The following is a 24,295-nucleotide window of genomic DNA, read 5'->3' as shown; positions in this document are numbered from 1 at the left end:
TCGGAAAAGCCTAAATCCGTTAATAATGTATATTTATCTCAAAAAACCAATATGATATAATTTTCATATGACAAACAAAACTCATCACGAACATGATTATGTAACAGGGCTTGTTGTTAGGCTCATTAAATTTTTTCAGGCGCACAGGACAATAATAATTGCAGGTGTGCTTATAATTGTTATTTTTATCGGCGGATTTTTCGCTTATGAATACAGGCAAAGCAAAATTAAGGAAGATTCTTGGAAAGAGCTGACTATGGCTATTCTTTTCGGCGAGCCTGAAAATTTAACCGCTGTTACGGAAAAATATCCCAAAACAAACGCGGCTTTATACGCCGCCTATTATATGGGTGATTATAACTATGAACAAGGCAATTACCCGGAGGCGGTTTCTCTTTATAAAAAAGTAGCCGAAGGTAAAAATAAAGAACTTGCCCACGTAGCGCAAATTTCTTTAGCCGCCGCTTATCAGGCAAATAAAGATTATGAGGCAAGCATTCTAACCGCCGAAGATTTTATAAATAAAAATCCGCAGCACTACGCTATTGCTCAGGTATATCTTACAAAGGCGCTCAGCCAGGAGCTGGCGGGTAAAAAAGAAGCCGCCGCGGCTGACTATAAGATAATAGAATCACGTTTTCCTAATACTTATTTCGCTGCGTTTGCTAAAAATAAATTAAAAGAATTAAATAAATAATTTTATTTACATTTAAAACCCCGCCCAAATAACCGCTTTCGCGGATTTTTGGGCGGGGTTTTTTCTTTGGGGATTTTGCTTTCGAAAATACGCTAAGGCATTGTAATCTTGGCAATTAGCGTATTAAAACCCTGTTTGCAAAAGTTAGTTTTATTAAGAATGTTCGTAATTAAAAATAAAATAAATTGCCTTATTTCAAAAAAGGTATAATTTAAAAGTACAGTTAAGCATAACTGTATGATGTGTCTTTTGAATACAAAGGAGACTTATGATAAAAAGTAATATGTTTAAGTTGTTAAAAGCAGTATTTGTAATATGCCCGTTTGTTTTTGCCAGCATGGCGGATTCAGCGGGTTTTGCTCTTTATGAGTTTAGCGCAAGAGGCAATGCCATGGGCGGCGCGGTTATGGCCAACAAGGCGGAGCCCGCTTCAATAGCCACTAATCCTGCGCTTATCACCCAGCTTGAAGGCACACAGCTTCAAACAGGCATAACGGCAGTTATTGTATCCGGTTCCACAACCATAGGAACCGAAAAAAGAGATTTGGAAACAGGCGCATTCTACCTTCCCGCTTTCTTTCTTACTCAACAGTTAAGGGAAGATGTTTTTTTCGGTTTAGGTTTTTTTCCGAGATATGGCCTTGGCGGCAGATATAAAGATTATGAAACATGGTCAATGGGCACCGTTTTAAGGGAAGCTTATACGGTAGACTTAATGACTTATTCCTTTAACCCCAATTTAGCGGTTAAAGTAACGGATGACTTGTCTTTCGCTATGGGTCTTGAGGTTATGTTTCTTGATTTTCAGGAAAGGAAACACCTTGTCGGCGGCGCAAAAATGGATATTTCCGGTAATTCCACGACATGGGGCGGAAATTTTGGCGTTTTGTATAACCCCGGCTGGGCCGAAAAATGGGCTGCGGCTTTAACTTACAGAACAAAAACAAGGCACGTAGCCACCGGCAGGGTAAAAACCCCAGGCTTGGCGCTTCCTCCCGCTATATCTTTTGACGGTAACGCCTCCGCCGCACTTACGCTGCCTGACCAGTTGGCCTTCGGTTTGTCTTTTACTCCTACAAATAAACTTACCATGGAAGCCAACATTATGGGCATTTTTTGGAGTTCTTACAGCCAATTAAAAATTGATTATGACGACCTTAGCCAGTCGCCGGGCGGGCCGGGTAATCCTCCGTATTTAAACGAAAACAAAAATTATAAAGATGTTTTCCGCATAGGTTTTGGCGTTGAATACTCTTTAAATCCCACATGGGATTTAAGGGCGGGTTATGTTTTCGATAAGTCCCCTATTAATAAAAAGTATATGGATACTCTTGTTCCTGCAGATGACAGAAATATCTTCAGCGTCGGCGCGGGGTATAACGTATCTGAAAGAATGGGTATAGACGTTTCTTATTCATATGTTTTAATAAGCGACCTTTCCGGCAGAAACGTGGAAAAAGGAAATACAGTGTTTAAGTATGAAGACGCTTCAAGCCACATGATAGGCTTATCCTTTAAATACGCTTTTGGAAACGGCCCCTTAAGTAACAGAGTTATATAATTGTTAAAGCTTAAAAGCCCCGCTAATCTGCGGGGCTTTTGCTTTTCTCAACAGTGCACCCTCTCTCTTACTGCGTGACGCGGATATAAAAGCCTTCCGCTACGAATTTTAGCATTGTTGCCGCGAAAATTTAGTTATTGTGACGGCGGGCTAAAGCAGCGCTTTAAGACAGACGGTTATCCCTTGCTTGCCGGGAGAAGTAGGGAATATTAAAGAAAACGCCTTGCGTGTTTGCAAGACGTTTTAAAATTTTTAATGGTTTATAAAAAATTTATGACCAGTTTTTTGAAAGTTTTTTAAGTTCTTTTTTAATTTCAGGTTTTAATTTCGGGTCGGCGTGGTCAATAAATATTTTGCCGTCTAAATGGTCAATTTCATGCTGCAAGGCTTTTGCTAAAAAACCTTTGGCGTGTATTTCTACGGGAAGCCCTTTTTCGTTTAAACAGTGTACAACAATACTTTCGGCCCTTTCAATTTCCACCCATAAGCCGGGAAGTGAAAGGCACCCTTCCTCATCGGTAACGCAGCCTTTTTTTGATACTATAACAGGGTTAATTACAACATATCTTTTAAATTTTTGAGCCTCGCCTTTTGGGGTTTTTTCGGGTATGAAAATCATGGCTATGCGGTGCGTAAGCCCTATTTGGTTGGCTGAAAGCCCCGCCCCTTGGAAAGACATGCAGGTATCGTGCATATCTTGCAAAATGGCGTCAAGCTGCGGTTCTAAAGTCTTAAAATCAACAGGTTTTAGTTTTTGCCTTAAAATATCTTCGCCGTATTTAACTATTCTTCTGACTGCCATATATATATTTTATCAAAAATAAGTATTAACCGCTATCGGGTTAATATTTATTTAATTATGAGAGTATGGAATACCCGCTGCGTAAGTCGGGGTTGGGCACCCTCCTGATTTCACAAACCCTCCGCCTTGCTGTTGTGGAGGCGTTGCTGTTTGTTGTTGGGTGAAATCACAAAACGAAGTTTTGAAACAAAAGAAACCCCGGGTGTGAGTCCGGGGTGTTTTAATTTAAATTTTATAGTTTTGAACGCTATTTATAAGAAATGCCTTCTAAATCAAGCAGGAATTTTTTTACGTTAAGCCCGCCCGCATAACCCGTAAGACTGCCGTTGGAGCCCAAAACCCGGTGGCAAGGAACCACAATCATAAAAGGGTTTTTATTACATGCTCCGCCCGCCGCGCGTGATGCTTTTGCGTTACCCGCTTTGGCTGCTAACTGCCCGTAAGTATAAGTTTTGCCGAAAGGTATTTTAGCCATTTCTTTCCATGCTTTAAGACGGAAGGGGGAAATTCCTGCTCCAAAGTCCAATAGTAAATCAAAATCCTTTCTTTTTCCGTCAAAATATTCAAGCAGCTGTTTTTTAGCGCTTTTTAATATTGGCGGCAGCGTTTTGCTTTCTTTTACCGTTTTTGTGAAGTATATTCCTATTAAAGCGGTGTCATTTGAGGTTAACTCAAGTATACCTACAGGCGTTTTAAAAGATAAAAAATATTTTGTGGACATAAAATCTCCTTTTAGACATTATATAAAAAGTCTGCTAAAAATATTGGCCTTTTTAAAAAGAAAGCCAAATGCCTTGCGCCTGTTAATAAGCCTGTTATAAAAGTGTTAAAAAAGGCCCCTTTTTACAGGGGCCTTTTAAATTATTTTTTATTTTTTTGTTTTTTTGCTTCTTTAATAAAATCCCTAAACAGCGGATGAGGGTGCATAGGGCGTGAGCCAAACTCAGGGTGATACTGCACTCCGATAAAGAAGGGGTGGGTAGGAAGCTCTACAATTTCGGCAATCTCGTCTGACCAGCCGCTTATCTTAAGGCCTGCTTTTTCCAAAACGTCAACATATTTTGTGTTTAAAGCGTATCTGTGGCGGTGGCGTTCCTCAATATTGTTTGTGCCGTAAACTTCAAAAGCTTTGCTGCCGTCTTCAATTTCTACTTTGGCGTTGCCGCAGCGCGGTCTGTCTTCTTTATATTTTTCCATTAAAGTAATGACAGGATTTTTTGTTTTGGTATTAAATTCGGCAGAGTCCGCGTCTTTAAGCCCGGCTCTTCTGGCGCTTTCAAGGAAAATGCACTGCATGCCCACACAAAGGCCGAGTAACGGTTTATGTGATTCTCTCGCTATTTTAACGGCTTCAATTTTGCCTTCCATACCTCTGGGGCCGAAACCTCCGGGTATTAAAATACCGTGTACATTGGCAAGTTTTTCTTTAATATTATCCTTCTCGGCGTTAACGTAAATGATATTAACGTTTACTTTATTGCTCATGCCTGATAAAAATAATGATTCGTTAACGGATTTGTAAGCGTCTTTAAGGTCCGAATATTTGCCTACCATGGCGATATCAACCGTTTCTTTATGTTCAAGGTTTTTGTTAATAAAGTTAAACCATGTGGCGTCAAACTTTTGTTTGGGTTTAAGGCCTAGCATTTTCATTATCTGTTTATCGGCGTTTTGTTTGTAAAAGTTTTCAGGCACCAGATAAATAGACTCTTTATCGCTGGCTTCTATAACAGCTTCTTTGGGAACCGAACAGAAAAGCGATATTTTTTGCTTTATAGAGTCTGAAAGAGGCCTGTCCGTACGGCAAAAAAGCATGTCGGGGTTAATGCCCAGCTCGCGCAGTTTAATAACGGAGTGCTGGGTAGGTTTTGTTTTCAGTTCGTCAGAGCTTTTGATGTAGGGAATTAAAGTTAGATGTACGGATAAAACTTTATTGGGGCGTTCAAGCTTAAGCTGCCTGGCCGCTTCAATAAAGGGCAAACTTTCAATATCGCCCACAGTGCCGCCTATTTCAATTATGGTAACGTCATAATCTTTTTCAAAAGCGGTAAAGCGTTTTTTTATTTCGTCCGTTATATGCGGAATTACCTGCACTGTAAGGCCGTTGTAAAGGCCTTTTCTTTCCCTGTCTAAAACCGTTAGATAAATGCCGCCCGCGGTGTTGGTGTTAGCCCTTGTTGTGGGCACGCCTAAAAATCTTTCATAGTAGCCAAGGTCTAAATCAGTTTCCGCGCCGTCAACGGTAACAAATACCTCTCCGTGCTGAAAAGGGCTCATATTACCCGGGTCCACGTTTAAATATGGATCGCACTTAATCATGTTTACTTTAAAACCGTTAAGCTGCAAAAGTTTGCCTAAACTAGCGCCCGCAATGCCTTTACCTAAAGAACTTACTACTCCGCCCGTAACAAAAATGAACTTTGACATACTTCTCTCCTTGTAATTTTTAATAAAAATATACAAACGTTTTTATCCGTATTATAAAATACAGGTTTTAAAAAACGCGGTTTTAGTTGTTTCTTATATATTTTCTTGCTTCGTTTAAATCTTCCGCAGTATCGATAGCGGGCCCTGCAGCTTCAATTAAAATTGATTTAATAACCATGCCGTCTTCCAAAGCGCGCAGTTGCTCAAGCTTTTCAAGTTTTTCTAAATTAGATGGCGGCAGGTTTACAAAGCGTTCAAGCGCGGTTTTTTTATAACCGTAAATGCCGCAGTGTATATAATAGGGCGCTTTTTTAGTTTCTTCAGTCAGTTCTCTTTTATAAGGAATTGCCGAACGGGAAAAATAAAGCGCGCGCATATCTTTTGTAAGCACCGCTTTTACGGCATTGGGATTTTTGTAAATATCGTCATTAAACGTAGGGTAACAGGCTGTGGCTATATCTATTTTGGAATCTTTTTTTAATAATTTTATAACGCCTTTAATAGTTTGCGGCTTGACAAAAGGCTCGTCGCCCTGTAAGTTTAGCACGTAATCTTCGCTGCCGTTTTTAACCGCTTCGTAAATACGGTCTGTTCCGCTTTGGCAGGCTTCGCTTGTAAGCACCGCTTGAGCGCCAAATTTGGCGCAGTGCTCAACGATTACAGGACTTTCTGTGGCTATAAGAACTTTGCCTTCGCCGGCCGCTTTAGCGGCGCGCCAAACGTGCTCAACAATGCTTTTGCCGTCAAGCTGTTCCAATACCTTGGCTTTAAGCCTGGTAGAGCCGTACCTCGCGGGAATAACAATAATTGTGTCGCCCATAACTATCCTGTATTTTATTAAATCATAAGCGGCCGTTAAGACCGGTAAAAGTTATTTAAGAACTTTTAAAATTTCCTGCTGCGTAACCGTGGCTGTACCTACTTTGCCGACAACTATTCCCGCGGCGTAATTAGCTAATGATGCCGCTTCTTTTAAACTGGCTTTCGCCGCAAGGGCAAGCGTTAAAACGGATATAACCGTATCACCCGCGCCCGTAACGTCAAATACTTCGCGCGCAGTTGCTTTAACGGAGGATACCTTTACCTTACCGCCTTTTTCTTTTTCAAACAGGCTCATACCTTCCGCGCCCCTTGTTATAAGTAAGGAAACGGCGTTTAATGTCTTTAATATTTTATTACCAAGGTCAAAAAGAACTTTCTCATCAGAAACCTGTGCCACGCCCATGCCTTCGAAAGCTTCTTTTGTGTTAGGCGTCATACAGGTAATATTTTTATATTTTTTAAAGTTTTCTATCTTAGGGTCAACGCAAACGGGTATCTTGTTTTTGTTGCAGATATCAACAATAGCTTTAATGTTCGCTTCCGAAAGCATGCCTTTGCCGTAGTCCGATATAACTACTCCATCAGCTTTTTTAGCTAAAAATTTAAAGTTTTCCATACATATTTTGCCGATATCGGAAGATACGGGATTTTTGCTTTCCCTGTCATAACGCACAACCTGCTGGTTTTCGGCTAAAATACGTATTTTTTGCGTTGTCGGGCGGGAAGTGTCTAAAACCACAAAGCTTGTGTCAACACCCTGTCCGGAAAGGAAATTAGAAAGGTCCTCACCGCTCCTGTCCTGTCCAACTACTGATAAAATTGTTGCTTTCGCGCCTAAGGCCGCTAAATTAACGGCCACGTTTCCCGCGCCGCCGGCCACATAGTACTCTTTTGTTACGTTTACTACAGGCACAGGGGCCTCGGGTGAAATTCTGCTTACGGTTCCTTTTATAAAATGGTCAAGCATAATATCGCCTACCACTATAATTTCTTTACCGTTAAAAGCGGTTAAAAATTTTTTAAGATTTTCTTTTTTTACTGTATTCATAGATAACACCTGTTTAATTTTTAGAATATTCTTCCAAAGACGCGCTTACATTGCCTATAAAAACCTCAGTCTCCATTTTTACGGGTATGCGGCGTTCATCGTCCGTGATCCACACTTTTAAACTTTTGCCCTGTTGTATAAAAATGCCTTCGCCCCTGAACTGCGGTTCAACCACAATGCAGTTAAATTTGCCGGCGGGCACTTTAACGGTTTCTTTTTTAACGAATTTAACCACCAAAGGATATACTTTTTCCCTGTTGGCTACATCAAAAATAAAATCTTTGCCTTTGCTGAAGTCCTGCGCGCGCACAAAATATAAAGAGCTTAACATGTCATGCACTTCGCCGGGCAGTTCGCCCTTAATGAATTTAGGGTCGCCTTTTTTCTTCATCACTCCGCTAAATATTTTATTTTTGGCGTCAAAGGTTATCCACTCGTCTCTTACGTATCTTCCTTCGCGCAGGCTTTGCGAATAGCCGAAAGATGAGTTTCCGTTAACTTCAATCCAGGAATAGTTAATGTCGCGCACTTTAAAAACAGAGTCAATTACTTTTGCCGAGTTGGCCAAAGTTTCTATTACGTAAGCGGGGCCGAAGTCCGTTTCCACCACGCCTTTTGTTGAAATATGGGCGGTGCCCGCGCGCACAAAACCATAATGTACGCCGAATTTCATTTTTTCATTACTCCATAAAGCGGGGTGAAGCTCCTGTCCGTTTTTTATAAATTTTCTTCCTACCCAAGGGTGAAAGTGCCTTCCGTCCCTTATATAGGATTTGGGTATGTTCTGGTCGGCAGCTTCGGTAACGGTTTCTTTGGACGACTCCTCAGCTTTGCCTTTGGGCGTTATTGTTGACGGAGTTAAGGAAAACGCGGGCGTAAAATCCTGTTTTTTTTCATCCCCGGGCTGTTGCTGCGCGGGTTCGCCGATTACAGGGTGAGCGGTTTGGTTTGCTTCTTGAGATTGGGAAATTTCTTCAGGCGTTTTATATTCGTAGATTATAACTTCTTCTATGATAACTTCTTCATTATCGGGGGGGAGTGGGACTGAGCGTTTGCAGTTACAAGTGCATCCGCCTACTAAAAATACTGCCAAGACAACCGTTGTCAACGGTATTAAGTGTTTCATGTTTTGCTCTCTATATATTTTGCGGCGCCTAAAAGGTTTGACGCTATTTTTGCAGCTTTTATGTTTTTACCGTATTTTTTGATTTGCGCATTACCGTTAGCAGTGCGCACTAATACGGGAACGGCGCCAAGATTTATGCCAAAGTCGACATCGGACTTTTTGTCCCCTATCATAAAAGACTTGCTTCTATCTATATTATATTTTTTTGCGAGTTTTTGCCCGAGAATCGGATTTGGCTTTCTGCACAGGCAAGTTTGCCAAGGGGCATGCGGGCAATAAACTATATCCTCAATAACATAAGGTTTTATCATTTTTTTAAGATGTTCATGCACTTTATCAACCTGTTCGGAGGTAAAATAACCCCTGCCTATGCCCGACTGGTTTGAAACTATAAAAATTTTATATCCGAGCTTAGTTAATAATTTAAGCGCGGGCATAGAAGATTTATACAAAACCACTTTTTCAGGGGAGGAAAGATATACCCCCGGTTTTTCGTATATAAGAGTGCCGTCCCGGTCTAAAAATACGGCTTTTATTTTATTTTTATTCATGTTCAGCCTTGTATTGCGGGGCGTTATGCTCTCTTTTCCATCTGTTATGCGCCCAAAGCCAGTCGGAGGGGTTTTCCCTTATCCAATCTTCATAGTATTTGTTTAAAACGTCTATAAATTTGTTAACTTCTTCCTGCGAGTATTTTTCAGCAGGTTGGATGGGTTCTAAAAACTCTATAATAAATTTGCCGCTTTTCCTATATAATTTCACGGGTATTACCGGTATTTGCAGTTTTAAAGATAAAAGCGGCGTTAAAGGCGAACACGCGCAGTAACGGCCGAAGAACTTACGGTAAACCTCGCTTTTGTAAGAGTTTTGGTCAGATAAAATGCCCAAAAGATTGCCTTTTTTAAGCCATTTTACGCAGGCAAAAAACGGATTGTCCGTATCTATAACCGTGCCGCCGTAAGCGCAGCGCATTTTGGTTATTTCTTTATTTATATATGGGTTTTTTTGGCCTTGTGCTATAACGGCTTTTTTTATTCCTAGCGCGCTTACGGATATGCCGAATATTTCCCAGTTTGGAAAATGCCCCGTGTGTATAATAGCCGCTTGGCCTATATCTATTTGGTGTTGTAAATAGTGGAAGTTTTTAAATTCGGTAACCGCTGAAAGCTCTTCTTTACTCATGTTATAAGCTTTTATAAACTCAACCATTATCCTGCCCATATTTTTCCATGAGTCCATGCAAATGCTATAAACTTCTTCAGGTGATTTTTCGGGGAAAACGCGGGCTATGTTTTGCATATTGAGGCCAAAGCGCTTTTTCATTACTTTTGCCGCTACGCCGCAGGCTAGCATAGCTATTTTACAGCCCAAATTTAAGGGAAGGATAATGAACAACCAGCTTGATACTTTAAGCACGGTAAAAGAGAGTAGAAAAGATATTCTTTTGCTCATTTTCATATGTATATTATATCAAAAAGCCCCGTTCCTTTGGGAACGGGGCTTTTAAAGCTTGGTTATTTAACCGTTATTGTCATATTCGCGCTGTGCGCGGCGAATTCCGGCGCGAAAGAACTTTGCATCTGCGCCGCGCCTACTTTATAAACACCGGGCGTTGTGGGGCGCATTCTGTATTTAAGCGTATAAATACCGTGCGGCAGCCAGTCCACAAAGAAGTTGGTTAAACTGTCCCTAGGTTCCTCGTAGCGGCGCAGCAAATCCCATTGCCAGCCGCTGAGCAGCGTTTCGGCTTCAAAGCCGGCGCCTCTGGGGTCTTTAATATGAACAAATTCAAACTGGCTGCTTGTTGTTATTGTAAGCTGCACTTCAATTTCATCGCCCACATTAACGGCGCCTCCGTCCGCTATAGGTTTAAGTTTATAAACGGCCCCTTCTTTTTCACGCAGGAAATACTGCCTGCTTATGTTTAATAAACCTTTTGGTGATTCCTCAACCTTAGCGTTTGTTGAGTAAACCGCAGTTAATGAGGCAAAGTCAACGGTTTTACCTTTTTTATTAACGGACGCTTCCAGGAAAGTGCTGTTCGCATCGCTTCCGAATACCGTATATCTTAAAGGTTTGCTTACGAAATCAAAGGGTTCAAATGATTTTGTTTCTTTTATATTGCCCCATTTAACTTCATAAGCGGTTTTTGATTCAAACGCTCCTCTTGCTTTCATAACATCAACTAAGCAGTATATAGCGCTGGCGGTTGATTTGGTTGAATCCCAATTGTTGCCTTTCCTGTTGAAAAGAAGCCATTTGGTCATGTCGTCGGCTAATTTTTCATTTTCAGGGCGCAGTTTTAAAAGAGTGCGCAGCGTAATAGCGTGTGTTTCAAGAGTGTCGTGATACCATAACCAGGATTTATCCTCAGGTTGGAAATAGGCGCCTACCGTATCGTCAACTTTTACCGCGTCAAGCACCATGTCCAAATATTTATCCGAATTGGCTTTATCGCCCAACCTATGATAAACGTTTGCCGCATAAATTTTGCCCAAAGGCGTCATGAACTGGGGATATTTTGACGCGTACTCAATCCAGCCTTTGGCTTTTTCAAATGCGGTTTTGCTTTCTTTCCATTCTTTTGGGAAAGATGTTAAAACATAAGACGCGTACAAGCTTGCCACTATTTGGGAAGCCCCCGTGTCCTTTACGTTTTTAATGTAATCATCAATAGTCTGCGTTACGAACCGCATGGCGTTTTTTGTCATTTGTTCAGGTACTTTAACGTCTTGGTTGGCGGCTTCGGCAAGGCCGTCTAAAACGTAAAGCGTCATAAATATATTAGACTCCCCGCCCTGGAACCAGGAAAATCCGCCGTCTTTATTTTGGTATTTTGAAATCTTTTCAACCATTTGGCCTTCATACTTGGCGACAAGTTTGGAATCAAACATATCTATTATTTGCCCAAAGGTAATTTTTTTGCCTTCAGCCTCAAATATCCAAGGCGTTTCCGCAAGAACCATTTGCCTGGAAGGATTGTCGTTTTCCCAAGGGGGTGTAATTGAGTCACGCTTAGGTAAAGCGGCTACAGCTTTTTTAAGTTCCGGGTATTTTTGGTACAGGTTGTTGATAATCGCTAGCGGAACATATTTTGCCGTAAGTGACGACAAACTTTCAAAAGGGTATTGCACCAGCATGGGCAGACTGTTCATTACGGGTAGAAGCAGGTTAGGGTCAATCTGCAGGGCTATAAGGTCATACTCTCTTGTGGGATCGTCTTTTTTAAGAGTGTCTAAAGTTATGGTGTTGGAGCCTTCTTTTAAGGCAGTTACTTTGCTGTCAACAAGCCTTTCTCTGCTGGGAAGTATAGGAAGTTCCTTTACTTCGCCGTCAGAAACTTGTCCCGCCCTTGCCGTAGCCGTAAGTGTGAGAACGCGCGCGCCGTCCGCCACGGCGGCTTCCCAAATGACAGACGCTTGTGAATTTGCTTTAACCGTAACCGTTTGTCTTGTGTCTGCTAAATTAAGTGCGGAGTAGGCGTTTTGCCCGTCTTCTTTAACTAATAAAACTGTATTAACGATTAAGTCTTTGTTTGTATCGTTAGTTATAATACCTTTGATTTGGCCTTTATCACGCTCTCTGAAAAATCTGGGCGTTTCAAGGCGTATCATAAGGTCCTTTCTTGTAACGGTTTGCGCTGTTACCGTGCCTAAAAGAGCGTCCTTAGTAATGGCGTTAACCGCTATATTCCAAGAAGTAAGCCGTTGCGGCATTGTAAAACTTACCTTGCCTTTACCGTTTGTAATTTTTGTATGCGGGCCGAAGTAGGCTGTTTCTGACATATCTGTCCTGGCCTCAACACGGCCTGCTTCTTTATCCATTTCAACGGCGGCGCCTGTTGTTACGGGAGCCTGGGTAGGGGCGGCCGCGTTCATTTGGTCAGAATCATAAACCGCGGATGTTTCCATCACTGCGTCTATGTACTCACCAGCGGCAGACTCCTCGGCTATATTGGCTTTTGCGAACGATTTTCTCATTTCCAAGCCGCCTAAACTTCTGGAAGAATAATTCCTGTAAGAATATTCCGCAAAGAAGTGCGGCAGCGGCATTATTGAAATATAACGCCTGTCAAGAAACTCAGGAGTGTAAAAGTTTACAAAGTAAGTATTGAACTGGGAGTTGGATATATCTCTTCGGTAGTAATATCCGGAGTCAGAACTGGCAGGATATAAATTAGCGTGGGTAAGCTGCTCATTATTTGTTTGGTAATAATCAAGCGAGCGGTCATACACCTTAACCGTGGCTTCAGCGTTGACAGGCTTTTTTTGGTAATCCGCAACGTCTATAGACCAAGTTACCTTTTGCCCCGGCAGTACGCTTTTGGGCGGGTTTATTTTTAAAGTAAGTTCTTTGTCGTTATTAGGGATTAACAGATTTATTTCATCCGTAAAAGTCAGATAATCGCTTACCGCAAACCAGCGCATTGCTATGCCGCCTCTGTGGTTATTAATAATGTTTACTTTATAAATGCTTGCGCCGCCTTCTTTAACCGTGTCTTGCGCCAGCAAAAAGCTGTCTTTATAAAATTCAACATATTTCGCTTTTTTAATTTTGCCCGAGCCGAAAAGTATTCTTGCCGTTTCACCGGGATAATATTTACTGTGTTCTGCTATGGTAATTAAAGGCAGGTCAAGTTTGGGGTTGGCCGATACAACTAAGAGTATCACGCTTTGCTCGGCCGTGCCGTTTTTATCTTTTAACCTTATTTTATAAACGCCTTCTTTCATGCCGGGTATAGTTGCCGTTGTTGGCTTTTCTTTATTAAAAGATAAAGCTACGGAAAATACTTTAGCCGTTTCCTTAGCATTTTTGTAAGCCTCTTCCAAGGAGGGGCTGTTGTTTCTCCTGCCGGATGAGACGGAATTTTCCTCAAATTTATTTTCTAAACCGTAAACTTCAAATTCCGCGCTGCCTTCTAAAGGGTTGCCGTTAATGTCAACCATGCTTACATCTACTTTGTAAGGGGTGTTTTCATTAGCGAAACCTGTAGGAAGGTCTATTTTAAAGAAATTTCTTTCCTTTGCAGCCAAGAAAGAGCGGCTTGCGCTTATTGTTCTGCCGCCTTCGTCACGCACCGCAACCTCAACCGTAAAGCGCGATGATTTGCTTTTTTCGTCTTTAGCGTCTCTGGGCTGGGGTATAAAGTCAAAGTTAAAATTACCCTGCTTGTCCGCTTTTACCAAACCGTGGGCGACTTCTTCTTTAGCCGAAGGTTGGTACCATCTGAACCACCAGAAGAAATAGGGCACATAATCTTGCCTGTATACCGTGTATTCAACAGCAGCGTCAGCCGCTCCGCCGCCAAAATAATATTTGGCCGTACCGTTAACGACGGCCTTTTCCCCATAAAGCCAGGGGGCGGAAGGCTCGGCAATGGTTACCTCAAATTCAGGTCTTTTATATTCCTCAACGCTAAAAGACGCGCTTCCGGAGGTATTTCTGGCAGGGTCCTTTAAATCAACTATTATGCTGTAACTGCCTAAAAGCCCTTCTTTAGGCAATGTAAACTTGTAAGAAGCTGAACCGAAATCATTTAAAGTAAGAGTTGCTTTGGATATTTGTTTATAGTTTGCGTTTCTTAATTCAATAGTGGGTTTTGTTTGCCTTGAGTAAGTTTTAAACCCTCTGGGTACGCGCTCAAGCACGGTTACTTTAACCTCAACATTTTGCCCGGGGCGGTAAATACCGCGGTCGGTTTCAACAAAAATTTCAAACGGTTCGGGCGGGTTGTAAGACAAGTTTGGCATGCTGTTTAAATAAGCTACCGAGTTGCCTTTCCTGGCAATAGGATCAAGCCTAAAGTTATTTGAATAAAAGTTAGAGAGTGAAATAACTCCTTTAAAATTTGTAACGCCCTCGGCGTTTGTAAGGGCGGAAAGATTAGAAACTCTGTTATTGTGGTCCAAAAACGCTTTTACGGTTACATTATCAAGCGGTTCGCCCGTTACGGGGTTTAATGTATACACTTTAAATATATTTGCCTCGGGTGATTTTGCTTTGCCGGTAAGGTCAAATAAGAAATTATTGGGGTTGCCCTCAACCGCGCTTGTTGCTGCCATCATAATGTCCGTAATATTTAATATAGCGGCGAGAACGGGCGCCGTTGTCGTATTAAAATTTTTATCACGGCTGATAAGCGTGATATAAAGACCTTTTTCGTCAATTTGGGGGGCGTTAAAAACCTCATCTCTTAAGAAAGAATATTTTTTATCATATTTTACGTTTTGCTGGAATTCACGCACGGGTTTTTTAGACATTATTTTCTTTAAAACATCTTTTTCAAAAGCATGTTTTTTTAAGTTTCTTAAATGGTCATAAGATTGGTTTGGGTAATAATAAGAATCTTTTTTTATAAAACTTTTAAGTTCCTCTTCCGTGGTTTTATATATTCTGGCGTAAACGGTGTTTACGTTACGGAGATCAAGTTTATACTGTATGTTTTGGGGGTCTGGCGCTATAGGGGAGTGGGTTACTTCTAAAACAGGCTCTTCTATGTTTTTAACAAGTTGTTTGCACAGGTCCGCAAAGCTGCCGCCGCCTTGTAAATTGCCGCAATAAGAGGCTGTGGCGTGGGCTTGTTCATATTGGTTAATTCTGTTAAAAAGGTTTGCGCTGTTGTGGGCGGCAAAAGCCTGCGCGTAAGGAGTAAATTTAGAATTACTTTTTTGGGAGCCGAAAAGCCTTTGAAAGAAACTTGTTTTTACTTCTTCTTCTTTTGTAAATCCCGCCCAAACGCTTAAAATTTTAGCCGCCTCCTCAGCAGTCGCGTCCTTGTCATTAAAGTCAAAAGATCTATCCCGGTCAAAAGGAATCATTATTCTTTGTACTTTCCAAAAGCCTCTGGCATCGTTTCTTAAATTACCTTCAAGTTTGGAGGCTTCCTCATAAACAGAGGCAAGCCTTTCAATGTTCCATTCCGTAACATTTCTGCCGGAATAATTTTGAACAATAAAATTTTTGGCTTTTAATTCTGCCTTTGCAAGAGGATAATATCCGCTGTCAAGCAAAGATACAAAACCTTCAATGCGCGTTACGGCAAAGTCTAAAAGGGTGGGTATTCTTTTTGTATCGGTATCTTTTGTGTTTATGAAGTCGCTTTCATCCTCAATAGCGGCATTGATAAGTTTAGGCGCTATAGACCAAAGCAAATCATAATCTTGCCCTATTTTATTTAACCACTGGTCGCGGGTAAATTTGCCAAGGTCCTCGGTTTCGGTTTGAATTTCGTCCGTATCCATGGCAAAGCCGTAGTTATTAATTACCTGGGTTCCCGTAAAAGCCCTAAAAAGTAAAAATCTGGCTTTCCAAATATTATCTTCGGGGAGGGAAAAGGAATAGGCTTTTTTTGCCGCGTTTTCATATTGGAAAAGCCCTAAAAGGGAAGCCACACTTTTTAACTGCGCCGTATAGGCTGTGTTTTTATCCGAATTATTTATAAGTTGTTCGTATTCGGTAAGGGCGGCCTGGAATTGTCCATTTTCAAATTTTTTATTTGCGCTTGCCAAAGTTTGCGCCGTGGCGCTAAATGCGGTAAGCATTAAAATAGAAACTAACGCGGCTAATTTTTTCATAAATCCCTTCTCCTTTTAATGTATACATTTATCATGTATAAACACATATATACATGCTAATATATTTTTTGCCTTGTAAACAAGGTTATTTGGTTGTAATAATGCTAAACTCCTGTGGGTAAAAGTTGTTATTTGATTTTGGGATTTGGATGTTTTGGAATCAATTAATGCCAAAGGCAGAGGCTTTGCTGAAAGCAAAAGCCTTGCAACCCTGCAAGGCGTATCAATAGGTTTATGCCGAAGGCAGAGGCTTTGCGTAAGCAAAAGCCTTGCAACACTGCAAGGCGTATCAATAGGTAAATTAGCTTTGCGTAAGCAAAAGCCCCGCAAGTGTGCGGGGCTTTAAATTAATTTTTTAAGGCTTAAAACTACATTTCTTCGGGCGCGCTTACGCCCAAAAATTCAAGACCTTTTTTTATACGCTCTCTTACCCTGTCGCAAATAAGCAGCCTGTGCGCGGTTGTTTGGGGGTTATCTTCGTCAACCACTCTGCATGCGTCGTAAAAAGAGTGGAAGTTGCCCGCAAGCTCAATAAGATATGTTGTTAAATGATGGGGGGACATATCTCTTACGCAATTTTTTAAAGCGTGTTTAAACCACAGTATTTTTATTAAAAGGGTGCGTTCTTGCGGAGTCAATTTAAAATCAACAAGGTTTTCGGCCTGTTGTAAATGCTTTTGCTCTGCCATTCTGGCTATTGAAGCGGCCCTTGCGTGTACGTATTGCACGTAGAAAACAGGGTTTTCATTAGTTCTTTTTTTTGCTAAATCAATGTCAAAGTTCATGTGCGCGTCGGGCGTGCGGGAAGCGAATAAGAATCTGCAGGCGTCAGCTCCAACTTCTTCGGTAAGTTCTTTTAATGTTATAAACCTGCCGGAACGTTTGGACATTTTAACCTTTTCACCCCCTTCGATTAAATGAACAAGCTGGTGTATTATCGGAACAAAAGATTCTTCGTTCTCGCCTAAAGCTTTTACAGCCGCTTTCATGCGTGGAACATAACCGTGGTGGTCGGCGCCTAAAATATCAACAAGCGTTGTAAAACCCCTGTCATATTTATTTTTATGGTAAGCGATATCGGCTAAAAAATAGGTAGGTCTACCGTCAGCGCGTACTAAAACGCGGTCTTTATCGTCATTATCTTTTGTCGTGCCGAACCAGACAGCGCCGTCAGCCTCATAAGCAAGCCCTTTTTCTTTTAAAAAGTCCAACGCCTTCGCGGGTAGGCTTTCTTTGTAAAGTTCCGACTCTCTAAACCAACGCGTAAAATTAACGTTAAAAGCCTGCATGTCGCGCTGATGCGTTTTAATTAAATATTCAATAGCATATATGGAAAACTGTTCTTCTGTCCAGTCTTTGGACATTTCTCTAATTTCGTCGGCCATTTCTATAAGATATGAGCCGTGATACCCGTTTTCGGGCGGTTCTTGCCCGTTAACGCGCGCTTTTAAAGAAACGCCTAAAAGCATGGCCTGGTTGCCCGAATCGTTTACATAATATTCTGAATCGCACTGTATGCCTAAAGCGTTAAATATGCGCACAAGGCTGTCGCCCAAGCTGGCGCCCCTGCCGCTTGCCACGTGTAAAGGGCCTGTAGGGTTGGCCGAAACAAATTCAATAAGAACGCGTTCTTTATTTTCACCGGCGGTTTTGCGGTTCTTTAACCTGCGGTCTAAAGCGCTTGATGAGATAAAACTATCTTCCAGTATTATATTTATAAAACCGGGAGCAGCGTAAGAAGCCGATGCCACAAAAGTAACCTCGCTGATTACTTTTACTGCGGCTTTGGCTATTTCAAGCGGATTTTTCTTTAATGTTTTAGCCGCGCTCATTGCCCATGTAAGAGAAATGTCTGCCCCTGTATGGGGGGGGGCGGGGGTAAGATCTACGGGAGGTAAGACAGCGCCTTCAAAAACTTCAGCGTTAAAAAGCTTGGTTTCAATATCTTTTTTTAAATTATCTAACATAGTTATTTCTTTTTGGTTGTTTTCTTAGGAGTTTTTTTTACAGCCGCTTTTTTTACAACTTTTTTAGGAGCCGCTTTTTTTACAGCTTTTTTAGGAGCTGCTTTTTTAACGGTTTTTTTTACGGCCGCTTTTTTTGCCGTTGTCTTTTTTACGGCAGTTTTCTTAACAGCGGCTTTTTTTTGGGTCGTTTTTTTTGTTGCTGCTTTTTTGACAGTTGTTTTTTTAGCAGTTTCTTTTTTTGCGGCGGTTTTTTTAACTTCTTTAATTTGGGGCTTTTCCTGCCAGTCAATAACTTCGCCAAAGCTAAATATTTTGTCTAAAGCATAAAAATCCCTGGCTTCTTTTGTCATTAAGTGAAGCATAAACGCGCCGTAGTCCGACACGCGCCACATGTTTGATTCGCCGCCATCGCGCTTTGTTTTAAAGAGATTAACTTGTTTTAAATTGGTACTCACTTCCTGTTCAACGGCTTCTAAATGAGGGCGGGAGGTAACAGTAGCCAAAACAATATAATCACAAAGGGACGACATCCCTTTCAAATCTATTACTGTAACGTTTTCGGCTTTTTTTTCATCAGCGTAACGAGCTGTAAGAAAAACTAATTCTTTTGTATTCATACATTCTCCCTTTCTTTACTTTTCCATTTATGTAATATTTTAGCATTTTACAGGGGAATTGGCAGAGTTTTTATACTGTTTTTTTTATAATACGGCAGAAGATTTTATCTGCAGTTTAGGCTATTTCGGCATTTTAAAATTTTTGCCTATAATTATTTTCGCGTCGCAGTAGGCGGCGGGGGCATTTTCATTAAAAAGGGCATTGTCGCGAAGGCCCAAGGCCACGCTTAACTGTTTGATTTCTTTTATGCGGCCGCTGTGGTCAATTATTTTTGTCTGTTCTTCTGTTTTATTGTAATTATCATACTGTAAAACGTCAATGTTTATAAGCCCTTTTTCATTTATATTTCTTAAATATTGCGTTAAAGCGAGCGCGGCGCCCTTTTCGCCGGAGGCGTTATAAATTTCAACAATTAATGGGCGGTCTTGCGTGGTTAAGGGTGAGTTGCCGCCTTTTTCCTCATTAACCGAGGTTTGTTTTTTTGATTTGGGTAAATCAAGCGTTATGCTAAAATCGGTAGGTTCTTTATTAAGCAGGCCTAAAGTAAGGAGGGCAAATTCATAAGGGCGTAAATTTGTTCTTTTTTGGGCTATTGCTTTAACATAACCGTAAACATAAGCCGCGCAGAGAAGCGGGTTATACCTCCAATTTGAAAAAGTGTTTATAAATTTATTCCAATTTTCTTCCGAAGTTTTTAAAGAGGGGTTAAAAAACCTATAGTTTTTAGCGCTTATGTTTTTTTGTTCCAACAATTTAAGCGCTTTTTGGTTATCGGTAAGTTCAGGCGGCGGATTTTTAGTTTTTTTAGCCGCCGGTAAGGAGGCATTTGCCACGGTTACAAGGTTTTTTTCCGGCGAGTATGTCATTATAATGGCCGGTTCCGATAATATTATAAAGTTAAAATTATCCGCCGCTTTACCCGTATAAAGCTGCGCTATAAAGCTGTTTCTCTGCGCGAAAAAAGCGCAGGCCATAATTATTAAGAAAATGCCGATAATTAAATAATTTTTTATTTTTTCGATACGAGATTGTTCCATACGATGTTTCCTTCCGGACAAAGCCATTTGCCGGCTTCAACGGTAAAAATTAATTTCATTCTTGTGGCAGCTACGAGCGCCGTGTCTAAATCTTTTAAGGCAAGGTCGCGTACGGTAAAAGCGCCTTTGTATTTTCTGTCTTTTGAACCGGTGTCTGCAACATATAAAATTTTAGAATAAACGCCCATGTTTACGGCGCCCAAAGTATGCTCGCGCACGGCGGCTAAAATTTCCTCATCGGTAATTTTAAAAACATGCTGAGCTATATGCGCCGAAACAAAAGAATGCAGCAAATCTGGCCCGTTTTCACATATTTCTTTATAATAGGGCAGGCGTATATTGTGCTTGTCACAATAGGCTATTAATTCTTTTGGGGACATGCTTTTGCCGCAGTCGTGCAGTAAAGCCGCCAGGGCTGACCTTTCAGGGTAAACCTCATTAATTAAAGCAAGTTGCGCGGCTAAAGCGGAAACCGCTTTAGAGTGAAGATACCTGTTTTCTTTTAAATTTTTTTTAAGCCAGTCATGCAAATTTAAAAAGTAAAGCCTGTTGTCGTCAATAATCTTTTTTATGGGGCCAAGCTCCTCTGAAGCGGCGCCGGAAATCATTATTTCCAAACGTATTTGTGAGGAGGATATTCTTGGCAGCCTGGCTTTAAGAGTATGGTATTTAAAGGGCAGTTTTTCTTCAGCCGCGAGGCCCACCCTTTTACCCGCCACGACAATTACGTTTTTAAAAAGGTACTCCGGGTTTGACCATTTGGGAATATCGTTAAGCGCGTCGGTTCCAACAAGCATAAATATTTTGGGGTTTTCATATGTTTTTTTAATATGTTCCACATTTTGCCATGCAAAAGTTTTTTTGTTTTGCCTCTGTTCAAAATTATCAAAAATTATATTGACTTTAATATCTTTAAAAGCTTGGCGCACCATATCCATACGCAGGTCAAAAGGTGTATTTGAACGTTCCTTAAAGGGTGAATGAAACGCCGGAATAATATGTATGATGTCGGGTTTTATTTCTTTTACGGCGGCTTTTAAAAGGGCGGTATGCCCTCTGTGAACAGGGTCAAAACTACCGCCGAAATATAATATTTTCATAAATGGTTTCCGTTAGAGAATATGTTAATATTTTACAAATTTTGAACCCTATGGTTGTTTGGCGGATGCTTCATCTCCCAAAACTTTGCCTTCAAGCAGGTTGCGTTCCATAAAAGAATACTCCCAACTGCCGTAACGCCCCGCACTTACAACATTGTGCTTGGCCAGCGTTTTTGTTAAGCAGGGAACAATTGTTTCCCTTTCCAAGTTATAGCAGGCGTAAGCGGGATTTATTGTCAACCAAAGGGAAGTAAGAATTTTATCTTCCTTTTTTATGATATCACATGATACAAGGTTTTTTATAATTTCTTTTTGAAGTTCTTTAAAATTAGGTTTTTTAGCGCCCGGTTTGGCGGATATTTCAACATATAAAGCGCCGGCTCCCGGGGGGGCGACTTCCTGAGAAAAGCTGCTTTGCACGCCCACTCTGTAAAATTTAAACTTTTCTTCCGGGAAGTATATCCAGCTTATATTTTTTATTTCCCTGTTTACCCCTAAATTTAAAACATATACCACATTGTGTTTTAATTTATCCGCTTTTTCATAAACTTCCTGCGGAAGGCCTTTACATAAAGAGGTAAATGGTTTTAAAGGGGTTGTGTTAATTATAGTATTATATTCAAACTCACCGTTATTTGTTATTACTTTTTTGTTTTTTAAATCAATTTCTTTTACCTGTGTATTGTAAATGATATTATTTGTTTTTTGGGCTAGAGCTTTTGTAAGCGCGCCTATACCGCCTTTTTTTGGGTAAAAGAAGTGTGTGTTATAGCCAAAATTTTCCTTTTGTTTAAAATACGCGCCCTTTATAATATCTTCTAAATCAGTTTTAGGTACGTAAGTTGAGCACCAGGCGGTGCTTAATTCTTCAACCTTAGCCTGCCAAAGTTTTTCATTATAAGGAAACATGAAATATTTGCAAATTCCCTCTCCATACGTGGCGGCGGCCCATTGTTTAAAATTATCAAAAGATTTTTTTTTGTTTTTGCTTTCTTTCATAAGAGCGCGCACGCACTCTTCCACAATATCTTCTTTTAAATATGACAGGTTTGCCTGGAACGGGAACGGAACCATTGTATCTTGAAGATAGGCAAAAGCCTTTCTTTTAACTATAGAAACATTTTTCGCGAGCAGTTTTTTTAACAGCGCTCTTACATATTCGCTTTGCACATGGGCCACGTGGCCGCTGTAGTCAAATGTGAATCCGTCTTGCTCGATACTTTTGCAAAGCCCGCCGGGTTCGGAATCTTGCTCAAGCAGCAAAAAATCACGTTTTTTACCTATGTGGTAAGCCGCGCTGAGGCCGGTTATTCCCGCTCCTATAATTAAGATATCGGTTTTCATTTTAATCCTTTAAATTTATAAATCATATGCGCGGCGGCGGTCATATCAACCATTGAAAAGGCGAAGATAATGTATGTCCAAAAATCGGAAACGTTTATTACTATCAAAGCCAGCGCACCGTAACCTATTGATGCTGTTAAAAATAAAGCCAGTATGGTATTTGGCGTTAAGCCTTTATTTCTTAAAAGAATAACAGCGTGGTCGGGTGAACCTAAAAAAGGGTTTTTACCCTGTATTGTCCTTACTAAAAACACAAAGCCCGTGTCCCACAAAGGCACGGCTAAAATAAGAATAGGCGCTAAAACGGCCATAGGGTTTTTTGCGGAATATTCCGTTCCCAAAGATACCGCCGCTAAAACAAAACCCAAAAACATGCTTCCGCCGTCGCCCATAAATATTTTTTGCCTTTTGCTGTGGTTATACGGCCAAAAACCTAAAGCCGCACCTAAAAGCGCCGCCGCCGTAAAATTAACGTAAATATGTTCGGAAGGCAGCGCGATTATAATGAAAAATAAAGAAGCGCACGCCGCCTGGCTTACGGAAAGGCCGTCCATAATATCTAATAAGTTAAAAGCATTTGTAAGACCTATTATCCATATAAGAGTAAGAGTGTTTGCAATCCAAACATTTTCGATAAAATTAATTTTAATGCCGTAATGTATTAATATGTAAGCCGCTGCCGCCTGTCCAAGCAGCTTAAGGCCGGGGTTTATGCCTTTGGGCTTTTTTAAATCGTCAACTATCCCAGTAAAGTAAATTATAAAACCGCCAAGAAAAATGCCTCTTAAGCTGTGCAAAGTGCCGCTCGGGAAGTCAGTAGTAAAACGGATTATTAAAAGACTTATAAAAAAACCCGCCACTATAGCAGTACCGCCTACAAGCGGTATGTTTCCGATGTGATTTTTAATGCCGCCGGGTTTATCGGTAAATCTGCCGTTTGTTATAAACACAAGCGCGGGCGCCAGTATTGAGGAAATTAAAAGCGCGCATAAAGTACAAAACACATAAGTCGATAAATTTTGCATAATATATATAATATATAAAAAATTAAGGAATGATAAAATGTTTAAAAGGATTACAATACTTCTTATTGCTGCGGTTTTAACCGCGGGTTGCGCTGGTTTCGGGGGAAAAAAAGATTATGAAGCCATGAATAGAGGAAGAGGAATCCCCTCGTATTTCAGTCATGGCGAAAGCGCCGTAGCTTTTAAAATTCAGGCAGGTATAAGGGATTTAAAACTTGAAGGCGTTTTGATATTTAAAGAAATTGATTATAATGAATATTCAATTAAAATGCTTGGACCTTTGGGTACAAAAGTTATAGACGCGGTTATGCAAAACGGCGTTATAACATATAATTACATTTTGCCCGATATTAACACGGGTATAATAAAAGGAAGGTTTGAAAAATTTATTTACGCTCTTTTATTAGAGCCGGAAGAAGTTAACAAAGTTAAACTGCGCGCCGATAATTACCTGGAAGTAAAACGAAAGCATAAAATAGGCAAGGTTACGTATGTTTACCCATTGGGCAATGAATTTCCGATACACATGAGTGTGGGTAGCATAAAAATGAGTTATGAGGATTACCGTGAGTATAATAACTCAGTTTTACCTTACAGTTTGTATTATTATGATACTTTCGCTGAGGTAGATTTAAAATTTGAGCTTATTTCAATAATTTAAGCTGTTTGGTAAAAAATTAAAAATGATAGTATAATAAAATTATGAGCATAACTTTTATATTAGCAGCCGTTGGCTTTACAATTACTTTTGCTTTGCTGTTCTATTTTACGGCAAAATACCGCGAATCCGCGGCCGATGAAGGCGTTTTTATAACTGAACCTCCCGCTGCGCAAACAGAGAACGATGTTAAAACGCCGTCTTCTATAGCGGCTACTATAAAACGCGCCAGTATGGGCGGCCCGTATGGGGAATTATCGTTGGAAATTGATGATTTAAAAGAAAAAATAAGGGATATTCATTACCATAATGAGGAATTGCGCCTGTTAAGCGAAAACAGAACTACCGAGCTTCTTAAAGCCATATCAAAGCTTGAAACCAGGCTTAACGCTTTTGAGGAAGAATATGTAAATAAACTCCAGCCTACGCTTATGAGTCTTATTGAAGATTTGGAAAAGATGAAGCCTTCGGAAGAGTAAAACTTACCAT

The 24,295-nt window shown here is 40.6% G+C and carries 20 protein-coding genes; 5 read left to right on the top strand and 15 right to left on the bottom strand.

Going from position 1 to position 24,295, the window contains the following annotated elements:
- Positions 1 to 67: 67 nt before the first annotated feature.
- Together EMIN_RS04670 and EMIN_RS04665 are read left to right on the top strand one after the other, a co-directional pair.
- Positions 68 to 697 (top strand): tetratricopeptide repeat protein, encoded by a 630-nt coding sequence (locus tag EMIN_RS04670; protein ID WP_012415078.1) that lies wholly within the window; start codon positions 68 to 70, stop codon positions 695 to 697.
- A gap of 268 nt (positions 698 to 965) precedes the next feature.
- Positions 966 to 2,258, top strand: a complete 1,293-nt coding sequence (locus EMIN_RS04665; RefSeq protein ID WP_012415077.1) for an OmpP1/FadL family transporter — start codon at positions 966 to 968, stop codon at positions 2,256 to 2,258.
- A 271-nt stretch (positions 2,259 to 2,529) separates the two neighbouring features.
- Here the strand turns inward: EMIN_RS04665 and def are convergent, their stop codons facing one another.
- The 9 genes from def to EMIN_RS04620 all read right to left on the bottom strand — a co-directional run bounded on the left by def (position 2,530) and on the right by EMIN_RS04620 (position 16,057).
- On the bottom strand, positions 2,530 to 3,060 hold the full coding sequence (def, locus tag EMIN_RS04660) for a peptide deformylase (RefSeq protein WP_012415076.1): 531 nt from the start codon (positions 3,058 to 3,060) through the stop codon (positions 2,530 to 2,532).
- Positions 3,061 to 3,307: 247 nt separating this feature from the next.
- Complete coding sequence (locus EMIN_RS04655; protein WP_012415075.1) at positions 3,308 to 3,781, bottom strand: methylated-DNA--[protein]-cysteine S-methyltransferase; 474 nt, start codon at positions 3,779 to 3,781, stop codon at positions 3,308 to 3,310.
- Between the two features lie 140 nt (positions 3,782 to 3,921).
- A complete protein-coding gene (locus EMIN_RS04650) occupies positions 3,922 to 5,487 on the bottom strand; it encodes a CTP synthase (RefSeq protein WP_012415074.1) in 1,566 nt (521 codons plus the stop codon).
- Positions 5,488 to 5,569: 82 nt separating this feature from the next.
- On the bottom strand, positions 5,570 to 6,307 hold the full coding sequence (kdsB, locus tag EMIN_RS04645; protein ID WP_012415073.1) for a 3-deoxy-manno-octulosonate cytidylyltransferase: 738 nt from the start codon (positions 6,305 to 6,307) through the stop codon (positions 5,570 to 5,572).
- A gap of 51 nt (positions 6,308 to 6,358) precedes the next feature.
- Positions 6,359 to 7,357 (bottom strand): D-glycero-beta-D-manno-heptose-7-phosphate kinase, encoded by a 999-nt coding sequence (rfaE1, locus tag EMIN_RS04640; protein ID WP_012415072.1) that lies wholly within the window; start codon positions 7,355 to 7,357, stop codon positions 6,359 to 6,361.
- A gap of 13 nt (positions 7,358 to 7,370) precedes the next feature.
- Positions 7,371 to 8,483: a DUF3108 domain-containing protein gene (locus EMIN_RS04635; protein ID WP_012415071.1), complete on the bottom strand. Its 1,113-nt coding sequence runs from the start codon at positions 8,481 to 8,483 to the stop codon at positions 7,371 to 7,373.
- Positions 8,480 to 9,034, bottom strand: a complete 555-nt coding sequence (locus EMIN_RS04630; protein WP_012415070.1) for a D-glycero-alpha-D-manno-heptose-1,7-bisphosphate 7-phosphatase — start codon at positions 9,032 to 9,034, stop codon at positions 8,480 to 8,482. Before EMIN_RS04630 ends, EMIN_RS04635 begins: the two co-directional genes overlap by 4 nt.
- Complete coding sequence (locus EMIN_RS04625; RefSeq protein ID WP_012415069.1) at positions 9,027 to 9,941, bottom strand: lysophospholipid acyltransferase family protein; 915 nt, start codon at positions 9,939 to 9,941, stop codon at positions 9,027 to 9,029. The genes EMIN_RS04630 and EMIN_RS04625 overlap by 8 nt, the downstream gene beginning before the upstream one ends.
- Before the next feature lie 56 nt (positions 9,942 to 9,997).
- Positions 9,998 to 16,057: an alpha-2-macroglobulin family protein gene (locus EMIN_RS04620; protein WP_012415068.1), complete on the bottom strand. Its 6,060-nt coding sequence runs from the start codon at positions 16,055 to 16,057 to the stop codon at positions 9,998 to 10,000.
- A gap of 154 nt (positions 16,058 to 16,211) precedes the next feature.
- Here EMIN_RS04620 and EMIN_RS04615 point away from each other — a divergent pair, with 154 nt between their 5' ends.
- Positions 16,212 to 16,403, top strand: coding sequence for a hypothetical protein (locus EMIN_RS04615; RefSeq protein ID WP_148204463.1), 192 nt, complete (start codon positions 16,212 to 16,214; stop codon positions 16,401 to 16,403).
- A gap of 22 nt (positions 16,404 to 16,425) precedes the next feature.
- On the opposite strand, the gene argS is transcribed toward EMIN_RS04615, so the two are convergent.
- From argS to EMIN_RS04580, 6 genes are all read right to left on the bottom strand, one after another.
- Positions 16,426 to 18,024 (bottom strand): arginine--tRNA ligase, encoded by a 1,599-nt coding sequence (argS, locus tag EMIN_RS04610; RefSeq protein WP_012415067.1) that lies wholly within the window; start codon positions 18,022 to 18,024, stop codon positions 16,426 to 16,428.
- 2 nt (positions 18,025 to 18,026) lie between these two features.
- A complete protein-coding gene (gene rsfS / locus EMIN_RS08275) occupies positions 18,027 to 18,641 on the bottom strand; it encodes a ribosome silencing factor (RefSeq protein ID WP_012415066.1) in 615 nt (204 codons plus the stop codon).
- Positions 18,642 to 18,761: 120 nt separating this feature from the next.
- Entirely contained in the window at positions 18,762 to 19,679 is a 918-nt protein-coding gene (locus EMIN_RS04595) for a LytR C-terminal domain-containing protein (protein ID WP_012415065.1), read from the bottom strand.
- Positions 19,652 to 20,779: a nicotinate-nucleotide adenylyltransferase gene (locus EMIN_RS04590; RefSeq protein WP_012415064.1), complete on the bottom strand. Its 1,128-nt coding sequence runs from the start codon at positions 20,777 to 20,779 to the stop codon at positions 19,652 to 19,654. Before EMIN_RS04590 ends, EMIN_RS04595 begins: the two co-directional genes overlap by 28 nt.
- A gap of 48 nt (positions 20,780 to 20,827) precedes the next feature.
- Positions 20,828 to 22,123 (bottom strand): protoporphyrinogen/coproporphyrinogen oxidase, encoded by a 1,296-nt coding sequence (locus tag EMIN_RS04585; protein ID WP_012415063.1) that lies wholly within the window; start codon positions 22,121 to 22,123, stop codon positions 20,828 to 20,830.
- The gene (locus EMIN_RS04580; protein WP_012415062.1) at positions 22,120 to 23,148 is read right to left on the bottom strand and encodes an MraY family glycosyltransferase; all 1,029 of its coding nucleotides are present in this window, start codon (positions 23,146 to 23,148) and stop codon (positions 22,120 to 22,122) included. Before EMIN_RS04580 ends, EMIN_RS04585 begins: the two co-directional genes overlap by 4 nt.
- A 37-nt stretch (positions 23,149 to 23,185) precedes the next feature.
- Between EMIN_RS04580 and EMIN_RS04575 the strand changes: the two genes are divergently transcribed.
- The gene (locus EMIN_RS04575; protein WP_012415061.1) at positions 23,186 to 23,809 is read left to right on the top strand and encodes a hypothetical protein; all 624 of its coding nucleotides are present in this window, start codon (positions 23,186 to 23,188) and stop codon (positions 23,807 to 23,809) included.
- A 41-nt stretch (positions 23,810 to 23,850) separates the two neighbouring features.
- The gene (locus EMIN_RS04570) at positions 23,851 to 24,285 is read left to right on the top strand and encodes a Clp protease/crotonase-like domain-containing protein (protein WP_012415060.1); all 435 of its coding nucleotides are present in this window, start codon (positions 23,851 to 23,853) and stop codon (positions 24,283 to 24,285) included.
- Positions 24,286 to 24,295: the final 10 nt, after the last annotated feature.

Source organism: Elusimicrobium minutum Pei191 (assembly GCF_000020145.1).
GTDB lineage: Bacteria > Elusimicrobiota > Elusimicrobia > Elusimicrobiales > Elusimicrobiaceae > Elusimicrobium > Elusimicrobium minutum.
Note: the sequence above shows the minus strand (reverse complement) of the source record. Positions and strands in the feature narration are given on the sequence as shown.

What these genes read in the sequence shown, in the direction of transcription:
- EMIN_RS04670 (WP_012415078.1), top strand. Translation starts at nt 68, where the DNA reads ATGACAAACAAAACTCATCACGAACATGATTATGTAACAGGGCTTGTT.
- EMIN_RS04665 (WP_012415077.1), top strand. Translation starts at nt 966, where the DNA reads ATGATAAAAAGTAATATGTTTAAGTTGTTAAAAGCAGTATTTGTAATA.
- def (WP_012415076.1), bottom strand. Translation starts at nt 3,060, where the DNA reads ATGGCAGTCAGAAGAATAGTTAAATACGGCGAAGATATTTTAAGGCAA.
- EMIN_RS04655 (WP_012415075.1), bottom strand. Translation starts at nt 3,781, where the DNA reads ATGTCCACAAAATATTTTTTATCTTTTAAAACGCCTGTAGGTATACTT.
- EMIN_RS04650 (WP_012415074.1), bottom strand. Translation starts at nt 5,487, where the DNA reads ATGTCAAAGTTCATTTTTGTTACGGGCGGAGTAGTAAGTTCTTTAGGT.
- kdsB (WP_012415073.1), bottom strand. Translation starts at nt 6,307, where the DNA reads ATGGGCGACACAATTATTGTTATTCCCGCGAGGTACGGCTCTACCAGG.
- rfaE1 (WP_012415072.1), bottom strand. Translation starts at nt 7,357, where the DNA reads ATGAATACAGTAAAAAAAGAAAATCTTAAAAAATTTTTAACCGCTTTT.
- EMIN_RS04635 (WP_012415071.1), bottom strand. Translation starts at nt 8,483, where the DNA reads ATGAAACACTTAATACCGTTGACAACGGTTGTCTTGGCAGTATTTTTA.
- EMIN_RS04630 (WP_012415070.1), bottom strand. Translation starts at nt 9,034, where the DNA reads ATGAATAAAAATAAAATAAAAGCCGTATTTTTAGACCGGGACGGCACT.
- EMIN_RS04625 (WP_012415069.1), bottom strand. Translation starts at nt 9,941, where the DNA reads ATGAAAATGAGCAAAAGAATATCTTTTCTACTCTCTTTTACCGTGCTT.
- EMIN_RS04620 (WP_012415068.1), bottom strand. Translation starts at nt 16,057, where the DNA reads ATGAAAAAATTAGCCGCGTTAGTTTCTATTTTAATGCTTACCGCATTT.
- argS (WP_012415067.1), bottom strand. Translation starts at nt 18,024, where the DNA reads ATGTTAGATAATTTAAAAAAAGATATTGAAACCAAGCTTTTTAACGCT.
- rsfS (WP_012415066.1), bottom strand. Translation starts at nt 18,641, where the DNA reads ATGAATACAAAAGAATTAGTTTTTCTTACAGCTCGTTACGCTGATGAA.
- EMIN_RS04595 (WP_012415065.1), bottom strand. Translation starts at nt 19,679, where the DNA reads ATGGAACAATCTCGTATCGAAAAAATAAAAAATTATTTAATTATCGGC.
- EMIN_RS04590 (WP_012415064.1), bottom strand. Translation starts at nt 20,779, where the DNA reads ATGAAAATATTATATTTCGGCGGTAGTTTTGACCCTGTTCACAGAGGG.
- EMIN_RS04585 (WP_012415063.1), bottom strand. Translation starts at nt 22,123, where the DNA reads ATGAAAACCGATATCTTAATTATAGGAGCGGGAATAACCGGCCTCAGC.
- EMIN_RS04580 (WP_012415062.1), bottom strand. Translation starts at nt 23,148, where the DNA reads ATGCAAAATTTATCGACTTATGTGTTTTGTACTTTATGCGCGCTTTTA.
- EMIN_RS04575 (WP_012415061.1), top strand. Translation starts at nt 23,186, where the DNA reads ATGTTTAAAAGGATTACAATACTTCTTATTGCTGCGGTTTTAACCGCG.
- EMIN_RS04570 (WP_012415060.1), top strand. Translation starts at nt 23,851, where the DNA reads ATGAGCATAACTTTTATATTAGCAGCCGTTGGCTTTACAATTACTTTT.